General features: G+C 74.2%; 11 protein-coding genes. 4 read left to right on the top strand and 7 right to left on the bottom strand.

Features of this window, described 5'->3' with window-relative positions:
- Positions 1 to 35: 35 nt before the first annotated feature.
- Entirely contained in the window at positions 36 to 542 is a 507-nt protein-coding gene (locus tag ACFWGN_RS10195) for a DUF2505 domain-containing protein (protein WP_191800197.1), read from the bottom strand.
- Between the two features lie 123 nt (positions 543 to 665).
- Here ACFWGN_RS10195 and ACFWGN_RS10200 point away from each other — a divergent pair, with 123 nt between their 5' ends.
- Positions 666 to 2153, top strand: coding sequence for a sensor histidine kinase (locus ACFWGN_RS10200; protein WP_377616860.1), 1488 nt, complete (start codon positions 666 to 668; stop codon positions 2151 to 2153).
- A 110-nt stretch (positions 2154 to 2263) separates the two neighbouring features.
- On the opposite strand, the gene ACFWGN_RS10205 is transcribed toward ACFWGN_RS10200, so the two are convergent.
- Positions 2264 to 2512 carry a WhiB family transcriptional regulator gene (locus tag ACFWGN_RS10205; protein ID WP_056645926.1) on the bottom strand — a complete coding sequence of 83 codons (249 nt, stop codon included), beginning with the start codon at positions 2510 to 2512 and terminating at the stop codon, positions 2264 to 2266.
- 232 nt (positions 2513 to 2744) lie between these two features.
- On the opposite strand from ACFWGN_RS10205, the gene ACFWGN_RS10210 reads away from it, so the two are divergent.
- A complete protein-coding gene (locus tag ACFWGN_RS10210) occupies positions 2745 to 3209 on the top strand; it encodes a hypothetical protein (protein ID WP_377616746.1) in 465 nt (154 codons plus the stop codon).
- A gap of 53 nt (positions 3210 to 3262) precedes the next feature.
- On the opposite strand, the gene ACFWGN_RS10215 is transcribed toward ACFWGN_RS10210, so the two are convergent.
- The 5 genes from ACFWGN_RS10215 to ACFWGN_RS10235 form a co-directional block, all read right to left on the bottom strand.
- Positions 3263 to 7441, bottom strand: coding sequence for an FtsK/SpoIIIE domain-containing protein (locus tag ACFWGN_RS10215; protein WP_377616861.1), 4179 nt, complete (start codon positions 7439 to 7441; stop codon positions 3263 to 3265).
- A 114-nt stretch (positions 7442 to 7555) separates the two neighbouring features.
- Positions 7556 to 10285, bottom strand: a complete 2730-nt coding sequence (locus tag ACFWGN_RS10220; RefSeq protein ID WP_377616747.1) for an ABC transporter permease — start codon at positions 10283 to 10285, stop codon at positions 7556 to 7558.
- A gap of 23 nt (positions 10286 to 10308) precedes the next feature.
- Positions 10309 to 11151, bottom strand: a complete 843-nt coding sequence (locus ACFWGN_RS10225) for an ABC transporter ATP-binding protein (protein ID WP_191800189.1) — start codon at positions 11149 to 11151, stop codon at positions 10309 to 10311.
- Positions 11152 to 11396: 245 nt separating this feature from the next.
- The gene (locus tag ACFWGN_RS10230) at positions 11397 to 12119 is read right to left on the bottom strand and encodes a response regulator (protein WP_377616748.1); all 723 of its coding nucleotides are present in this window, start codon (positions 12117 to 12119) and stop codon (positions 11397 to 11399) included.
- Positions 12116 to 13648, bottom strand: a complete 1533-nt coding sequence (locus ACFWGN_RS10235; RefSeq protein WP_377616749.1) for a sensor histidine kinase — start codon at positions 13646 to 13648, stop codon at positions 12116 to 12118. Before ACFWGN_RS10235 ends, ACFWGN_RS10230 begins: the two co-directional genes overlap by 4 nt.
- Positions 13649 to 13933: 285 nt before the next feature.
- On the opposite strand from ACFWGN_RS10235, the gene ACFWGN_RS10240 reads away from it, so the two are divergent.
- Positions 13934 to 14617, top strand: coding sequence for a response regulator transcription factor (locus ACFWGN_RS10240; RefSeq protein ID WP_056645940.1), 684 nt, complete (start codon positions 13934 to 13936; stop codon positions 14615 to 14617).
- Positions 14618 to 14652: 35 nt separating this feature from the next.
- Complete coding sequence (locus ACFWGN_RS10245; RefSeq protein ID WP_354506760.1) at positions 14653 to 16008, top strand: ATP-binding protein; 1356 nt, start codon at positions 14653 to 14655, stop codon at positions 16006 to 16008.
- The last annotated feature ends 31 nt before the right edge of the window (positions 16009 to 16039 follow it).

Raw genomic sequence — 16039 nt, forward strand, 5'->3', positions numbered from 1 at the left:
CTCGCAGTGCCGGCCGGTGGACGATCGCGCAGAGCTCAGGGGGCCGTGAGCCACTCCACGCCGGCCTGCTCCTCGGACGCGAGGGTCGTGCGGACGGCACCTGCCGCTGCCTCCTCGACGGCCGCCGCGAACAGGGGGACCGTGGCCTTGAGCTCGCCGTCGTACGAGTGCCGCGTGCCGCCGTCGGGCAGGGCCTCGAGGGTGACCGTGCCGGTCATGCGCACGGGCGCTCCCGTGATCTCGAGCGAGACCGTCCCGCGCCGGACGTCGCCGTCCGCGGGCTCCCACACCTCTGCCTGGCGGACCTCGAGCGCGTTGCCCACGAACGCCCGCAGGTGACCTGGGATCTGGTCCGTGGGCAGCGTGCGCCGCACCACCACCGAGAACCCCTCGTCGATCGAGCCCGTCACGTCCGCGAGCTCGACGAGGGCCTGAGAGCCGCCCGTGCGCTGTGCGCGCCACCGGACGAAGGCCTCGCTCGCGAGCATCCGGGTGACCTCGTCGAGACCGGCGGGGTAGTGCAGATCGACGCTCAGGTGCACAGGTTCTCCTCGGGGCGTGCTGACCGGCGCGCAGGGTGCGCCAGGGAGACCGACTCTACCGAAGGAGAGGCCCCGATCCCGTGAAGACGCCCACGGATGCGTACGCTGGGGCTCGTGTCTGCCATGAGTGACTTGATCTCCCGCCACGCCGAGCTGTCGCCTGCCGACAACGAATGGCTGCACCTGCTCGTCGGCGACTGGCAGGTGGTCTCCGACCTGGCCTTCGCAGACCTCGTCCTGTGGCTCCCCACCGACGACGGCAGCTTCGTCGCCGTCGCGCAGTGCCGGCCCAGCACGGGCGCAACGGTCCACTACGACGACATCGTGGGCTCGACCGCGCCCGAGGGCCAGCGGCCCCAGCTCGAGCGCGCCCTGTCCGAGGCCCGGTCGCAGCGCTCGCGCGAGCCGCGCTGGTTCGGGGCGTACGCAGTCCGTGAGGAGGCCATCCCCGTCGTCCACAACGGGCACGCGATCGCCGTCGTCGCGCGCCAGACCAACCTCGGCAGCGGGCGCACGCCCAGCCGGCTCGAGCTCAACTACGTCGAGGCCGCCGACGACCTCATCGCGATGATCTCCCGGGGCGAGTTCCCGGCCCCCAACGCGGCGACCGGCCCCCGCCGTGGCGCACCGCGCGTGGGCGACGGCCTGATCCGGCTCAACTCCGAGGGCGAGGTCCTCTACGCGAGCCCCAACGCCCTGAGCTGCTTCCACCGGCTCGGTGTGATCGGGCCGCTCGTGGGCCGCTCGCTCATCGAGGTGACGACCGACCTGATCGAGCACCAGACGCCTGTCGACGAGTCCCTGCCGCTCGTGGTCATGGGGCGCGCCCCGTGGCGCACCGACATCGAGGCCCGCGGGGTGGCGCTCTCGTTGCGCGCCCTGCCGCTCACCGAGTCGGGGCAGCGGATCGGGGCGGTGCTGCTGTGCCGTGACGTCTCCGAGCTGCGCCGCCGCGAGCGCGAGCTCATCACCAAGGACGCGACGATCCGTGAGATCCACCACCGGGTCAAGAACAACCTGCAGACGGTCGCCGCCCTGCTGCGCCTCCAGGCGCGCCGGATGGACGTGCCCGAGGCGCGCGCGGCCCTCGAGGAGGCCATGCGCCGCGTCGCGACCATCGCGCTGGTCCACGAGAGCCTCTCGCAGACCCTCGACGAGGAGGTCGAGTTCGACGACATGGGTGGGCGCGCGCTGCGTCTCGCCGCCGACGTCGCCTCGGCCGACACCAAGGTCCGTACGGTCCAGACCGGGAGCTTCGGGCTGGTGCCCGCGGAGGACGCCACGCCGCTCGCGCTCGTCCTCACCGAGCTCGTGACCAACGCGGTCGAGCACGGGTTCGCGAACCGGACGAACGGTACGGTCGAGATCGACGCGCAGCGCGAGGGGTCGGCGCTGCGGATCATCGTCGCCGACGACGGGGTGGGCATGCCCGTGCCGGGCACCGAGCCCTCGGAGAAGCCCAAGAAGAGCGGTCTGGGCTCGCAGATCGTCGCGACCCTCGTGTCCAACGAGCTGGGCGGGACCATCGAGTGGTCGGATCGTCCGGGCGGCGGGACCCAGGTCGTGCTGCAGCTCGTCCTGCGTGACGGCGGGGGCTCCCGTCAGGGATGACGAGGGCCTCGACGGAGAGGATCCAGAACGCCGACAATTCTCTTCCGAAGGCAAACATAAAGGGCCGTCACCAGCAGGTGACGGCCCTTTATGAGAAAAGTATGTGAAGCTCAGCCGGCGCGACGGGCGCGAGCGGTGCGGCGCTTGAGCGCACGACGCTCGTCCTCGGACAGGCCACCCCAGACTCCCGCGTCCTGACCGGACTCGAGTGCCCACTTGAGGCAGGTGTCGACGACGTCGCAGCGGCGGCACACGGCCTTCGCCTCTTCGATCTGGAGGAGGGCGGGGCCGGTGTTCCCGATCGGGAAGAACAGCTCCGGGTCTTCGTCCAGGCAGGCTGCGCGGTGGCGCCAATCCATGTGAGGTCTCCTTGGCATGACGAGCAAGGCCCCAGGTGGAATGGTGTCGGACGCACGTCCACAAAAGGGCTTCAGGCTCAGGTGGGGGGTAATTGATGCTTGAACTAGGTTCACATCTTGAGAAGCCCAGCACAAGGGGTTGCCGGAAAGTTTCTGCGACATGAACGGTGAGGTCTTGGTCACACTTCGGTGAAGGTGCAGGTCACGCGTAGTCTGGGTTGTCGTGGCTGCTGTGAGGACTCCGAATCAATCCACGCCCGAACCTCCCGAGGGTGGTTCCGGCTCGTCGACCCCGCCTGCGGGCGGCCCGCGCCCGCCCGCGCTGTGGGTCGTGATCGCCGGGATCGGGCTCGAGGCGGTGGCGCTCGTCGTCGGCGCGCTGCTCGTCCTGGTCGAGCTCGTGTCGGGCCGGTCGTCGGCCGCAGGCGTCTCGATCTTCCTGGTCGTGTTCGCCCTGGGGGTCGCCGCCGTGCTCGGCGCGAGCGCGCGAGGACTCCTGCGCGGACAGCGATGGTCCCGGTCCCCGGTGGCCACCTGGCAGCTGCTGCAGGTCGTCGTCGCGTTCAGCTGGCTCCAGGTGGAGGTCACGGCTCCCGGGATCGCGGTCCTGGCGCTCGCCGTGGTGGTGCTCGTGTGCCTCATGCTGCGTCCAGTGGTCGTGGCGACCACGCGCGACACGGCCCGCACCGAGGACTGACCGGGCGAGCAGGGGAGCCGGCCGGCAGGCCGCTGCGTCCTCCTGGCGCCGAGTCATCCGGCGAACGCGACCTGCACGGGCACGAGCTCGCCCGACCGCACGGCCACCGCCCGGCCCGCAGGCCCGGTGCCGGGGTCGAGCACCTGGTCGAGCGACGCCCCGAACACGTCGGCGCTGCCGCGTTCGCCAGGACGCAGCACGAGCCCGCACCGCGCCGCGCGCACCTCGGCGAGCGGCCCGCGGTGAGCCGTCGCTGCGGCCACCGTCGACGCGGAGGCCAGGAGCACGACACCTGCCCGCACGAGTTCCGTGAGGACCTCGACCTCGAGCGGGCACGCCTGCTGGAGGACGTCGAGGTCGTCGACGACCACGACGTCCCCCCGGGCCGGAGGGTCGGTGGAGAGCAGCTTGAGCGCCTCGGCTGCCTCGAAGGGTGAGAAGCTGCACGCGACCACGACGTGGCCAGCGCCGTCGTGCGTGGCCGCGAGCTGCGTGAGACGCAGGTCGCGCGAGAGCACCGCCCGCACCCGGCCCGTCGGCAGCACGTACCCGAGCAGAAGGAGCAGCGCGCTGCTCCGCCCGCTGCCCCCCGGGCCGACGACGAGCGCGCCGGCACCCAGGTCGAGGCGCACGGGAGCCGCCGCGTCACCTCCGATCCCGACCGGCACGGCCCGGAGCGGGACCTCGCCCGGGCCGGGGAGGTCTGCCGGCGCCACGAGGCGCGGGAGGGGAGCGAGCCGGACCGGGGCCGGTCGGCCGTCGTCGCGGGACGTCGCGTCCGAGAGGGGGCCGCGTCCCGGTGCCGGTGAGGCGTCGACCACGACCTGGCACTCGACGGGCTCGTCGGACCCGAGCCACACGGCGCGCCCGGCTCGCCCACCGCGCCCTGCGAGCCGGGAGGGCACGCCGTGCGCGACGTCGTCGTGCACGGCGCTCGAGGTCAGCACGAGCCGCGGCCCGACGCGGTGCGCGAGCCCACCCAGCCCCGGGGTCTGGCCCGAGAGCGCGACGTGCACGCCGTGCGACGCCCCGTCGCCGAGGAGGCGCCCCAGGAGGTCGGCCCCCGCACCGCCCGCCAGGAGCCCGAGCGAGGCGCGCAGGTCCTCGATCCCGTCGAGCAGCACGAGCGTGGGCTCGCGGTCCGTCCGGCCGAGCAGGAGGTCGACGAGCCGCGCGACCCTGCGCGGGTCGTGCTGGTCGACGACGGTCCCGCAGCCGGCGTGCGCACGCAGCCCGGGGCCCGTGAGAGCGGGATCCTGGGCGACGACGTGCACGTCCCACCCCCGGTCGAGCGCCGCGACGGCGAGTGCCCGCAGCGCCGTGGTCCGGCCCGAGCGCGGGCGGCCGACGACCGCGAGGTGGCCGTCGCCGACGTCCCACGTCACGACTCCTCGGCTCTGCTCGCCGGGCAGGTCGGAGAGGGCGAGCGGAAGGTGGCTCTGCACGTCGCCGGAGGTGGTGCCCGCTCCCGGGAGGTCCGACGGCGTCACACGCCCCGGCAGGCCCGGGAGCCAGGGCGCGGGGTAGGGAGCGTGGCCCGCGAGCACCGCCGCCTCGCGGGCGGCCGCGACGAGGAGCGCCACCTGGTCGGTGGCGTCCGGTGCGTGTCCGCCCGGGGAGACGGGGGCGGCGCCCCACCGTGGAGCGGCACGCACGGCGTCCGTCCCCCGCGGGGCGGGCGCCGCCGCGTGGGCGCACTGGAACGCGAAGGGCGCGCCGTCGCCGCGGCGCAGGACCGCCCGCCCGGGACGGTCGACAGGTATCCGCGCCGCGTGAGGGGCGTCGATCACGTCGTGCGAGTCGCCCGTGTCGATCTGCCGCAGCGCGATCCGCAGCGAGATGTTGGCGCGCATGTCCGCGGTGACCGCACCGGCCGGCCGCTGGGTGGCCAGGACGAGGTGGACCCCGAGCGACCGGCCCTGGGACGCGAGGCGCAGGAGCCCGGGCAGGAAGTCCGGCAGGTCGTCGGCGAGCGCCCGGAACTCGTCGACCACCACGAGCAGCCGGGGCAGGACGCCCGGAGGGAGGTCGTCGAGGCAGGTGGCGCCCGCGCCTGCGACCACGTGCTCACGACGGCGCAGCTCGGCGCGGAGCCCGGCGAGCGCCCTGCCCGCCAGGCCGGGCTCGAGGTCCGTGACCTGCCCCACGACGTGCGGGAGTCCGACGCACCCGCCGAAGCTCGCTCCGCCCTTGTAGTCGACGAGCGCGATGGCGAGGTCGCGCGGGGACGTGGTGAGGGCCAGCCCCAGGACGAGCGACTGGAGCAGCTCGGACTTGCCCGCGCCCGTGGTCCCGGCGACCAGTGCGTGCGGGCCGTCCCGCACGACGTCGACCACCACCGGATGTCCGTGCGCGTCGAGACCGAGGGGGACCGGCAGGCCCGGCGTCGTCGACGCGCTTCGGGAGGACGTCTCCCACCGGTGAGCGACACGGGTCGCGAGCGAGCAGCGGACGTCGGCCGAGGGGGCGACGGCGTCGCTCGTACCGAGCCCGAGGAGCGCCGCGAGCGACGCCGCAGCGGGAAGCCCGGGGGCGACAGGGTCGGACGGTTCACCTGCGGCCGGGTCGCCCGTGCCGGCGGGCCAGCGCCCGAGCCCGGCCGCCGCGGCGAGGTGCCGGGCGTAGCGCTCGGACCAGGTGGCGGTGACGCCGACGGCGGGGGCGGGACGGGTGCTCCCGTCCGCGAGGTGCCATCCGCCGTTCGTGGCGTCGAGCACGGTCCGGCACCACGCGGGCACGGCATCCCGACCGGTGGCGAGCAGGATCAGCCGGTCGTGCGGGCCCCGTGCAGCCCACCACCGGTCGAGGTCCTGCGCTCCCACCGAGGGGCCCTCGTGCCCTGCCGGAGAGGTGTCCACGAGGAGCAACCGGTCGCCCGCGGACGCCCCCGGCGAGGCTTCCTGGCGCCGGCGCGACCGGGGGAGCCAGCGCAGCCACGCCCACTCGTGCGCGTCCTCGTCGGCGTGCACCGCCTCGACCGTGGCGCCCGAGGCGACCTGGGCCAGGAGGAGCGTGCGCGCCGCAGCGAGCCGGTCCGCCCGCCGCCCGACGACGGCCACGCACCCGTCGGGGAGCCGTGCGCCCTGGGCGCGGGGAGGCGTGGCCAGGGGGTCGGCCCAGGGGGCCGGGCCGGTCCCGGTGGCCGCCCTCGGCGCGCGCGACGGGTCGGGGGCAGCCCGGTGGACCGCGACCACGGCCGTCATGAGGTCCGCCGGGCTCGGGGCCGGTGGGTCGTCGTCCGCGGGCTCTGACGCTGCGAGGGGGATGCGGTCCGTCCCCCCGGCTCCTCGCGTCGCGGCGCCTCGGGACGCCTCGGTCGGTGCGGGGGCACCGCCCGGGTCACCACCCGTACGCCCGACCCGACCGGCGCCCGGGCCGGACCCGTCCTGCCCGCGCGAGCGACGCCGTCGGGCAGCGACGAGGAGCGGGACCACGAGCGTGAGCGGACCGAGCAGGGCGAGGAGCGCGAGCACGGGTTGGCGCAGCGTGGCCGCGAGCGCGAGCGAGCCGACCGCAGGGGTGAGCGCCATGGCGACCGACTGACCGCTGAGGCCCGGGCCGCCGGCCCGCACCGGGACGGGGAGGGGCAGCGCACTCGTGACGGCCCACTCCTCGAGGCGGGGACGCGGCCGCAGGTCGTAGACGGCACCGCCCACGTGCAGGACCCTGCCCGCGGGCCAGGAGCGAGGACGAGCGCCCCGGACCGGGCGCGGACGCGCACCAGGGGACTCCCACGTGCCGTGGGCGCCGCGGACCGCGACCCGGACCGGCCCGCCCTGCCCTCCCCGCCCGGACCGCCGGTTCCACCGGACCCACGGGAATCCCCGGACTCGTCCTGTCCGCCGCTCTCCGGCCGTGACCACGACCGTCGCTCCTCCAGGGCCCGCGGCCGCCAGCACGAGCCCGGATGCCTCCGGCACGGCGTGCAGCCCGCCGCTCCCCGGACCCGAGAGGACCGCGACGTGCCAGGGGGCGCGCAGCGCCGCGGCCTCGGGGTCCCGCTCCGTGGCGCTCGCGGCCGGACCCGTCCCGGGCATGAGTGCGTGCAGGGTCGCCCCCGGGAGCAGGGGGCGGGTGCCGACGAGGTGGTCGTCGTGCACGAGCACCCCGTCGGCCGCGAGCGGTTCGGCCAGCAGCTCGGGTCTGCGCGCGAGGCGCGCGAGGTCGGCCCGGAGGTCGCCCAGGCGGGCGCCGGGCTCGAGCAGGACGTCGAGGCCGGGGTGGAGGGTCATGCGCACGACCCGATCCTGGTGCCGGGACGGGTGTTCCTGCAGACGACGACGGCGCGCCTGTGGACGAGGTGGTCGTCCACAGGCGCGCCGTCGGGCGTCGAGCCTTGCCGCGGGTCAGTCGACCGCGAGCGCCTCCACGGGAGAGGTGCGGGCTGCCGAGCGGCCGGGGATCACCGACGCCAGGAGACCGGCGACGAGGGCCACGACCAGGACCAGGGCGACGTCGCGCCACGGCACGGCGAGCGTCACGTCGCCCATCACGGCCAGGGCCGTGGACGCGCCGGCCCAGCCGTACGCGATGCCGAGCAGGATGCCGAGCACCGCACCGACCCCCGCGATGAGCATGCCCTCGATCGCGAGCATCCAGCGCAGCTGGGACCGGCTCAGGCCGATGGCCCGCAGGGTCGCGGACTCCCGACGGCGCTCGATGACCGAGAGCGACAGCGTGTTCGCGACACCGATGAGGGCGATGACGACCGCGACCGCGAGGAGGCCGACGATGACGCCGAGGATCGTGTCGACGACCTTCTGGTACATCGCACGCTCGACCGCGGCCCCCGTGACGTCGATCGGGAGGTCGGTCTCCGCGAGCGCGTCCTGGAGGGCGGGCACCACGGACGCGGCGTCGTTGACGTCGGCCAGGCCGACCCAGGCGCTCGTGACGGGTGTCCCCGTCGCGACGCCCTCGAGCGTCTGCGGCGTGACGAGCAGGGCACGTCCACCCATCGGGGTCACGAGCGCCTCGAGGGTCGCAGGCGTCCCCTGGGGGTTCGCGTCCTCGGGGAGCGGTGCGGCGGCCAGCTCGAGCTCGTCGCCCGTCGAGATGCCCCAGTCCTCGGCGACCCCTGCCGGGACGACGACGGTGCCCGGGGCCAGGCCCTCGACCGCCTTCTCGTCGCGCACGAGCGCGGCCGCCGCGCCGGGGTCGACCCCGCGTGCGAGGAACGTGACGTCGTTGCCGTCGAGGGCGACGGTGACCGACGTCGCGGTCAGCGGGACGACGGACTCGACGCCGTCGACCTTCTCGGCCGTGCCGATCGTCGACTGCGGGAGCGCGACGGGCTGGTTGCCGCCGTACTCGTCGTAGCCGTCGGTCGCGAGCGAGACGTCCACGGGGTAGCGACCGTCGAGCTCGTTGTTCATGCTCATCCGGGCGCTCACCGCCCCGGTCGACATCATGGCCACGAGCGTCACGCCGATGAGGAGCGCGGTGCTCGTCGCGGCGGTGCGGCGCGGGTTGCGCAGGGTGTTCGCGGCCGCGAGCTTGGCCGTGCTGCCGGAGCCCGTCAGGACCTTGCCCACGAGGCTCACGACCTTGGGGAGCCAGAAGATCGCTCCCACGAGGACGCCCACGAACGAGGCCGCGCCACCGGCGGTCGCGGCGAGCAGGCCCGCCTCCGCGCTGCCCTGCTGCCCCAGGAGGACTCCCAGGACCAGGAGGCCCGCACCTCCGACGACGAGGATCGACGAGATCGCGAGGCGGACGCGTCCTGCTCCCGACGTGAGGGTCGGCGCGTCAGAGGGACGCAGCGCGGCGAGCGGCGCGACCCGGGTCGCGGCACGCGCCGGCGAGAACGACGCGACGAGCGTCACGACGGTCCCCACGAGCAGCGGGACGAGGACCGCGACGGGCGTCACCTGGACGACCGAGGGCAGCGGGATGCCGAGGTCCATGCTGCCCGCGACGGTCAGCGCGAGCTGGACGAGCCCGATGCCGAACAGGATGCCGGCGACCGAGGCGAACAGGCCCAGGATCACGGCCTCGAGCAGGACCGAGCGGGCCAGCTGCTTGCGGTCGGCACCCACGCAGCGCAGGAGCGCGAGCGTCCGGGTGCGCTGGGCGACGAGCACCTGGAAGGTGTTCGCGATGACCAGGGCCGCGACGAGCAGCGCGATCGCCGCGAACGTGAGGATCACGTAGGTGAAGACGTCCTCGCCGCCCGTCATCTGGGCGGCCTGCTCCTTGGCGTACTCGGCGCTCGTCCAGACCTCGGTGTCTCCCCCGAGCGAGCCCGTGACGCTCGACCGGACGGCCTCGAGGTCGGCACCGGGCGCCAGGGCGACCAGCACCGCGTTGTACGCGGTCGCGGACTCGCCCGGGACGAAGCTCTCTGCCTCCCAGGCGGTCAGGTCCTCGTCCGACAGGACGCCCGCGCCACCCACCTGGGCGTAGGCGCCCATCGGGTCGTCGAGGGTCCCGACGAGGGTCAGCTTTTCGTTCGTGTCGACGAAGGTGCCCGCGGGCTCCTCCTCGACGGGGGCGTCCTGGTCGGTGGGCGCGGTCTCGCTGCCCGCCTCGTCGGTCGCCCCGTCGGCGGGCGCGATCTCCTCGGGGGCGGCGGTCTCGCCGTCCGTCGCACCAGTCGGTGCGCCCTGCTCGGTGGCCGCGCCCTCGGCGTTCGGCGTCCACACCGAGCGCACGACGGTCACGGTGTCGCCGAGCCCGAGCCCGAGCCGCTCGGCGACGTCGGACGGCAGCGCGATCTCGCCCGAGCGTGCGGGCATCGCACCCTCGACGAGCTCCTGGGCCTCGAAGCGCGGGTCCGAGGCGGTCGGGACGACGACCTGGTAGGTGCGCTTGCCCCCCGAGACGAGCTCGAAGGCCCGCAGGACCTGCGGGTCGGCGGCCTCGACGCCCTCGGTCCCGCGGATCTCCGCGACCCCTGCCTGGTCGATGCCGGCGTTGCTCGCGACCACGAGGTCCGAGTCGGCGAACTGCGCGGCGATCGAGTCGGTCGTGATGCGGTTGATGACGGTTCCCGCGAGCAGGGTCGCGGTGAGGAACGCGGTCCCGATGAGGATCGCGATGCCGGCGGCGCTCAGCCGCCCGATGCTGCGGCGCATCTGCGCCAGGGTGAGCCGGACCATCAGGCGCGCACCGCCGTCGGACCGGTGGTGCCGGCGAGCGCGTCCGCGGGGTCGTTCTCGAGCGTGCGCAGCGCGTCGAGCCCGGCGAGGACCGACTCGGGGGTCGGGTTGTCGATGTCTCCCGCGATGCGGCCGTCGGCGATGAGGATGACGCGGTCGGCGTAGGCGGCGGCCGTGGGGTCGTGCGTGACCATGATGATGGTCCGGCCGAGCTCGCGCACCGAGCGGCGCAGGAAGCTCAGGACCTCGGCGCCCGAGCGCGAGTCCAGGTTGCCCGTGGGCTCGTCCGCGAAGACGACCTCGGGCTTGGCGATGAGCGCGCGGGCGATGGCCACGCGCTGCTGCTGCCCGCCCGAGAGCTCGCTGGGGCGGTGCGTGAGGCGCGCGCCCAGGCCCAGGGTCTGGACGAGCGTCGCGAGCCACTCCTTGGTCTCGGCGTCGACCTTGCGTCCTGCCAGCTCGATCGGCAGCGTGATGTTCTGCTCGGCCGTGAACATGGGCAGCAGGTTGAACGACTGGAAGACGAAGCCGACGCGGTCGCGGCGCAGCCTGGTCAGCTCGTTGTCGCCCAGGGCGGTGATCTCGGTGTCGCCGATGAATCCCTGGCCGCTCGAGGCGGTGTCGAGCCCGGCGAGCAGGTGCATGAGCGTGGACTTGCCCGAGCCCGAGGGCCCCATGATCGCGGTGAACGCGCCCTTCTCGAAGTCCACGTCGACGCCGTCGAGGGCGCGCACGGTCGCCTCGCCCTTGCCGTACAGCTTGGTCAGGGACCGGGCACGCACGGCGGGCGTGCCTTGCGCCGGAGGGGTGCCGGGGATGGGCTGGTACACGGTGGTGTCCACGTCTGCTCCAGGAGAGTTCGTCGTCGGTCTGCGCCGGTCCTGGGCGGGGGCGCGCAGGGCGCCCGGGCCCGGGACCGAGGGGTGCGGGAGAGGGCGCGAGGCCCTCGTTCCCACCTGATGACGACACTAGGAGCCGGGGTGGTGGTCGTGCGTCCGGCGAGGGGCGGGTCCTCGGGACGCGGGACGTCATCCCGTGGTCGTACACCGACCGGGGGAAACCCCTACCGGCGAGGTGCCCGACGGCGTCACGCGCCCGGGCGCACGAGTCCCGTCTCGTACGCGGTCACCACGGCCTGGACGCGGTCGCGCGCCCCGAGCTTGGCGAGGATGCGTCCGACATGGGTCTTGACCGTGGCCTCGGCGACGAACAGGTCGCTCGCGATCTCGTTGTTCGAGCGGCCGCGGGCCATGAGGACGAGGACCTCGCGCTCACGCTCGGTGAGGGAGGAGATCTGCTCCTGCGCACCCGTGTCGACGAGCTGCTCGGCGGGCAGGGCCACGACCAGGTGCTCGAGGAGCCGGCGCGTCGACGACGGGGCGATCACCGCGTCGCCCGAGTGCACGGTACGGATCGCGGCGAGCATCTCCTCGGGCGGGGCGTCCTTCAGGAGGAACCCGCTGGCCCCGGACCGGATGGCCTCGAGCACGTACTCGTCGAGGTCGAACGTCGTGAGCACGATGACCCGGGGCACGTGGTGGCCCTCGGCCGCCGCGGCCGTGAGCCGGGCCGTGGCCGAGAGCCCGTCGAGGTGCGGCATGCGCACGTCCATGAGCACGACGTCGACCGGGTGGTCCGCGAGGAGCCGCAGGGCCTGGAGCCCGTCGCCCGCCTCGACCGTGACCTGGAGGTCGGGCTGGGAGTCGATGACCATCCGGAACCCGGCGCGCACGAGCTGCTGGTCGTCGACGAGCGCGACCCGGATGGGGTCCTGCGCGGGGAGGTCGGGCGTGAAGAAGGTGGAGGTCATGGTTCCTGGGGATCGTCGGGTGCGGGTGCGGGTGGCGTCGTGGCTGCAGGCGCGGGGAGCGCTCCTGTGCCGGGCGTGCCAGGCGTGCCGGGCGTCTGCTGCCCCATCCTGCCCGACGCCGGTGCGGGCGGCGCCGCGACGGGGGGAGCGGCGCCGTCGAGCCGGGGGATGGGCATGGTGAACCGGACGCGGAACCCGCCGCCGGGGCGCGGACCCGTGGTCACCGCGCCGCCGAAGATCACCGCGCGCTCGCGCATCCCGAGCAGGCCGTAGCCGGGGGAGTGCGTGCCGTCGGCCGACGCCCCGCGGCCGTCGTCGTCGACCGCGAGCTGGAGCGTGTCGACGCCCCAGGTCACGACGACCGTGACGGTCGGGTCGGGACCCGCGTGCTTGAGGATGTTGGTGAGCGCCTCCTGGCACACGCGGTAGACGGTCAGTCCCGCCCCCGGGGGCAGGGGGCGCGGGGTGCCCATGCGGACGAGCGAGATGCGCATGCCGCTGTCGCGGACCTGCGAGACGAGGGACTCGAGGTCGGCCGAGTCGGGCTGGGGCGTGAGCTCGACGCGTCGCACGGAACCCGTGGCGGTCGGCACGGGGCCGGTCGCCGGGCCGCCCGTGCGAGGGACGGGCGCCGCGCCCGCTGCGCCGTGCGCCCGGGCCTCGTCCAGGACCTGCCGGGGCCGGTTGTTGAGCCCGGGGGCGTGCGTGAGCTGCGCGGGACGACCCGAGCCAGCGACCGCGTCGCGGTCGTCGGTGCGCAGGACGCCCAGGAGCCGGCGCATGTCCGCGAGGGCCGCGCGCCCGGTGTCCGAGACCGTGGCCAGCGCACGCGTGGCCGCCGCGGGGTCGGTGGCTCCCGCGTACCGGCCGCCGTCGGCCTGGGCGATGATGACCGACAGCGAGTGGGCAACGATGTCGTGCATCTCGCGGGCGATGCGCGAGCGCTCGGCGGCCGTCGCGATCTGCGCCTGCTGGTCGCGCTCGACCTCGAGACGCTCGGCGCGGTCGACCAGGGCGTTGATGGTCTCGCGCCGTGAGCGGCGCACCAGCCCGAAGGCCCAGACGGCGAGGAACATCATCGTGGAGAACATCGCCGTGAAGACGAACACCCCCGCCGCCTCGGCCGCGCTGCTCGCGTTGACGGCGAGCCTCAGCCCCAGTACGAGCGACCCGGCGGCCGACGAGATCATCGCGGTGCGGTGGGCCCAGCGGGGGCCGTAGACCGTGACGGAGAACAGCGAGATCAGCAAGAGGAAGTCGGAGGGCAGGAAGATGATCCCGACGAGCAGGTGGAGCAGCGCGACCGCGTAGACCGTGACCGCCGAGGCGACGGGGCGGACGCGCCGCCAGGGGAGCGGGGCGAGCATGCCGATCGTGAAGAGCGTCGAGAGCGTCGACCCGCCCGTGACGGAGGACCCGTAGGCGAGCGCGAACGGGATGAACACGAGCGCGACGACGACCGTGCTCGTGAGGTCGACCGCGAACCGGTGCCGCTCCCACCACTTGCCCATGTTCTCGTACCAACCCATGCCTGCCAGCGTAGGTGGCGGGCTCGGGGCGACGCGTCCACCTCCGGACGGACGGGACGCGCGACCGTGGGGGGACCCGCGGCGGGTGTGCGGCCGGGACGAGGGGCGGCGCACGAGGTCCTGCGGCGGGGAACGGGAGGACGGGGTCCTGCCGGGCGGCGCGGACCGGGACAGACCCGGGCAGAGCGGGACGGCGACTTCGGGGTGTCCATCAGGTGTGTCACGAGCGTCCCACGGGGCCTGATGGATAACGCCAAAGTTCTGCGAATGCCCTAGCATGATCGAATGACCCACGTACTGCTAGCGGAGGACGACCCGGCGATTGCCGAACCTTTGGCGCGTGCGCTGACGCGTGAGGGTTACAACGTGGTCGTGCATGGAACTGGTCAAGGAGCGATCGACGCCGCGAGCGGTGTCGACATCGTGGTCCTGGATCTGGGCCTCCCGGACATGGACGGCCTGGACGTCGCACGTGAGATCCGCAACAAGGGTCTGACGACACCGGTCCTGGTCCTGACCGCGCGTGCCGACGAGGTCGACCTGGTGGTCGGCCTCGATGCCGGCGCCGACGACTACGTGACCAAGCCCTTCCGCCTGGCCGAGCTCCTCGCCCGCGTCCGGGCACTCCTGCGCCGCACGCACGGCGACCCGACCGACGAGGAAGAGCTGGTCGCCCAGGACGTCCGCATCGACGTCGCTGCGCACCGCGCCTTCCAGGGCGACCGCGAGCTGCACCTGACGACCAAGGAGTTCGAACTCCTGCGCGTCCTCATCGCGAGCGCCGGGTCCGTCGTGGTGCGCGACACCCTCATGCGAGACGTGTGGGGCTCGGAGCCCGTGGGCTCCACCAAGACCCTGGACATGCACGTGTCCTGGCTGCGTCGCAAGCTCGGGGACGACGCCAACTCGCCGCGCTACGTCTCCACGGTGCGAGGCCTCGGCTTCCGCTTCGAGACCGGCGAGGGCTGATCCCCCGACGGGGCTGAGCGAAGGATCGGGGAAGCGTGCGTCGACGCGTTCTGCAGGCGACGGTCGCGGCCGTCGCCGTCGCCGTGCTCCTGCTCGGCTTTCCGCTCGCGTTCCTCGGTGCGCAGTTCGTCCTGGCCAACGAGATGGCCCAGCTCCAGGGCCGCGTCGACACCCTGGCGCGGAACATCGACAACAGGCTCGCGCAGAACGAGCCCATCCCGCAGTCCGTCCTCGACAACGCGTCCGAGGGGCGACCGGGGGAGCTGCCCGCGTACGTGTTCGTGAACCTCCCGGACGGTGAGCAGATGACCGCGGGCGAGGTCATCACGGGGCGAGCCAACGAGGCGGCGGACCGGACGGACCAGAACGCGACGGTCGCGCTGAGCACGTCGTTCGCCGAGAGCTACTGGAACGCCGCCCAGATCGTCCTGCTCGTCGTGGCGGCCTCGGTCGTGGCGTTCGCAGCGGGGATCGCCATGGCCGTCTGGCAGGCGAACCGGCTCTCCGCGCCGCTGGTCTACCTCGCGGCGTCGGCCGAGCAGCTCGGGTCGGGGCAGGTGCGCCCACGGCTCGAACCCTCCGGGGTCGAGGAGATCGACCTCGTCGCGGCCGAGCTCGCACGCAGCTCGGACCGTCTGGCCGGCCGCCTCGCGGCCGAGCGGCAGTTCGCCTCCGACGCCTCGCACCAGCTCCGCACGCCCCTGACGGCGCTGAGCATGCGGCTCGAGGAGATCTCGATGGCCTCGGACGACCCTGCCGTCCAGGAGGAGGCCCGCATCTCGCTCGAGCAGGTCGAGCGGCTGGTCACGGTGGTCGACGACCTGCTGACCCAGTCGCGGCGCGCCCAGGGCGGGACCACCGAGGCCGTGCGGCTCATCGAGGTCGTCCGGCAGCAGGAGGAGGAGTGGGTACCCACGTTCGCCCAGGCCGGGCGTGAGCTCGTGATCGACGTGCCCGAGGGGTACCAGGTCCTGGCCACGCCGGGCGCGCTCGCCCAGGTCCTCGCGACGCTCATCGAGAACTCGCTCAAGCACGGTGCGGGCACCACGACGGTCCGCGCCCGCCCCAGCGGGACGAGCGGGGCGGTCGCGGTCGAGGTCGGCGACGAGGGCGAGGGTGTCTCGGACGAGATGGCGCCACGGGTCTTCGAGCGCGGCGCGACCTCGGGAGCGGGGACGGGGCTGGGGCTCGCGCTCGCGCGCGACCTGGCCGCGGCCGACGGAGGCAGGCTCGAGCTCGCGCAGCGCCGTCCGCCGATCTTCGCGCTCTTCCTCGCCGGGGTCCCGCGGACGCTCGACCCGCGGGTCGTCCTGCCGACGGGCACGCTGATCTCTGCGCGCGGCGGCCGCCGGCGGCGGCGTGGTCGTGGTCCTGAGGTCGAGCCCCGCTAGGTGCCTCGCGCTCCGGTGGTCGGCGGGATGC

Origin of the sequence: Oerskovia sp. NPDC060338 (assembly GCF_042726295.1) — a bacterium.
GTDB classification, from domain to species: Bacteria; Actinomycetota; Actinomycetes; order Actinomycetales; family Cellulomonadaceae; genus Oerskovia; species Oerskovia merdavium.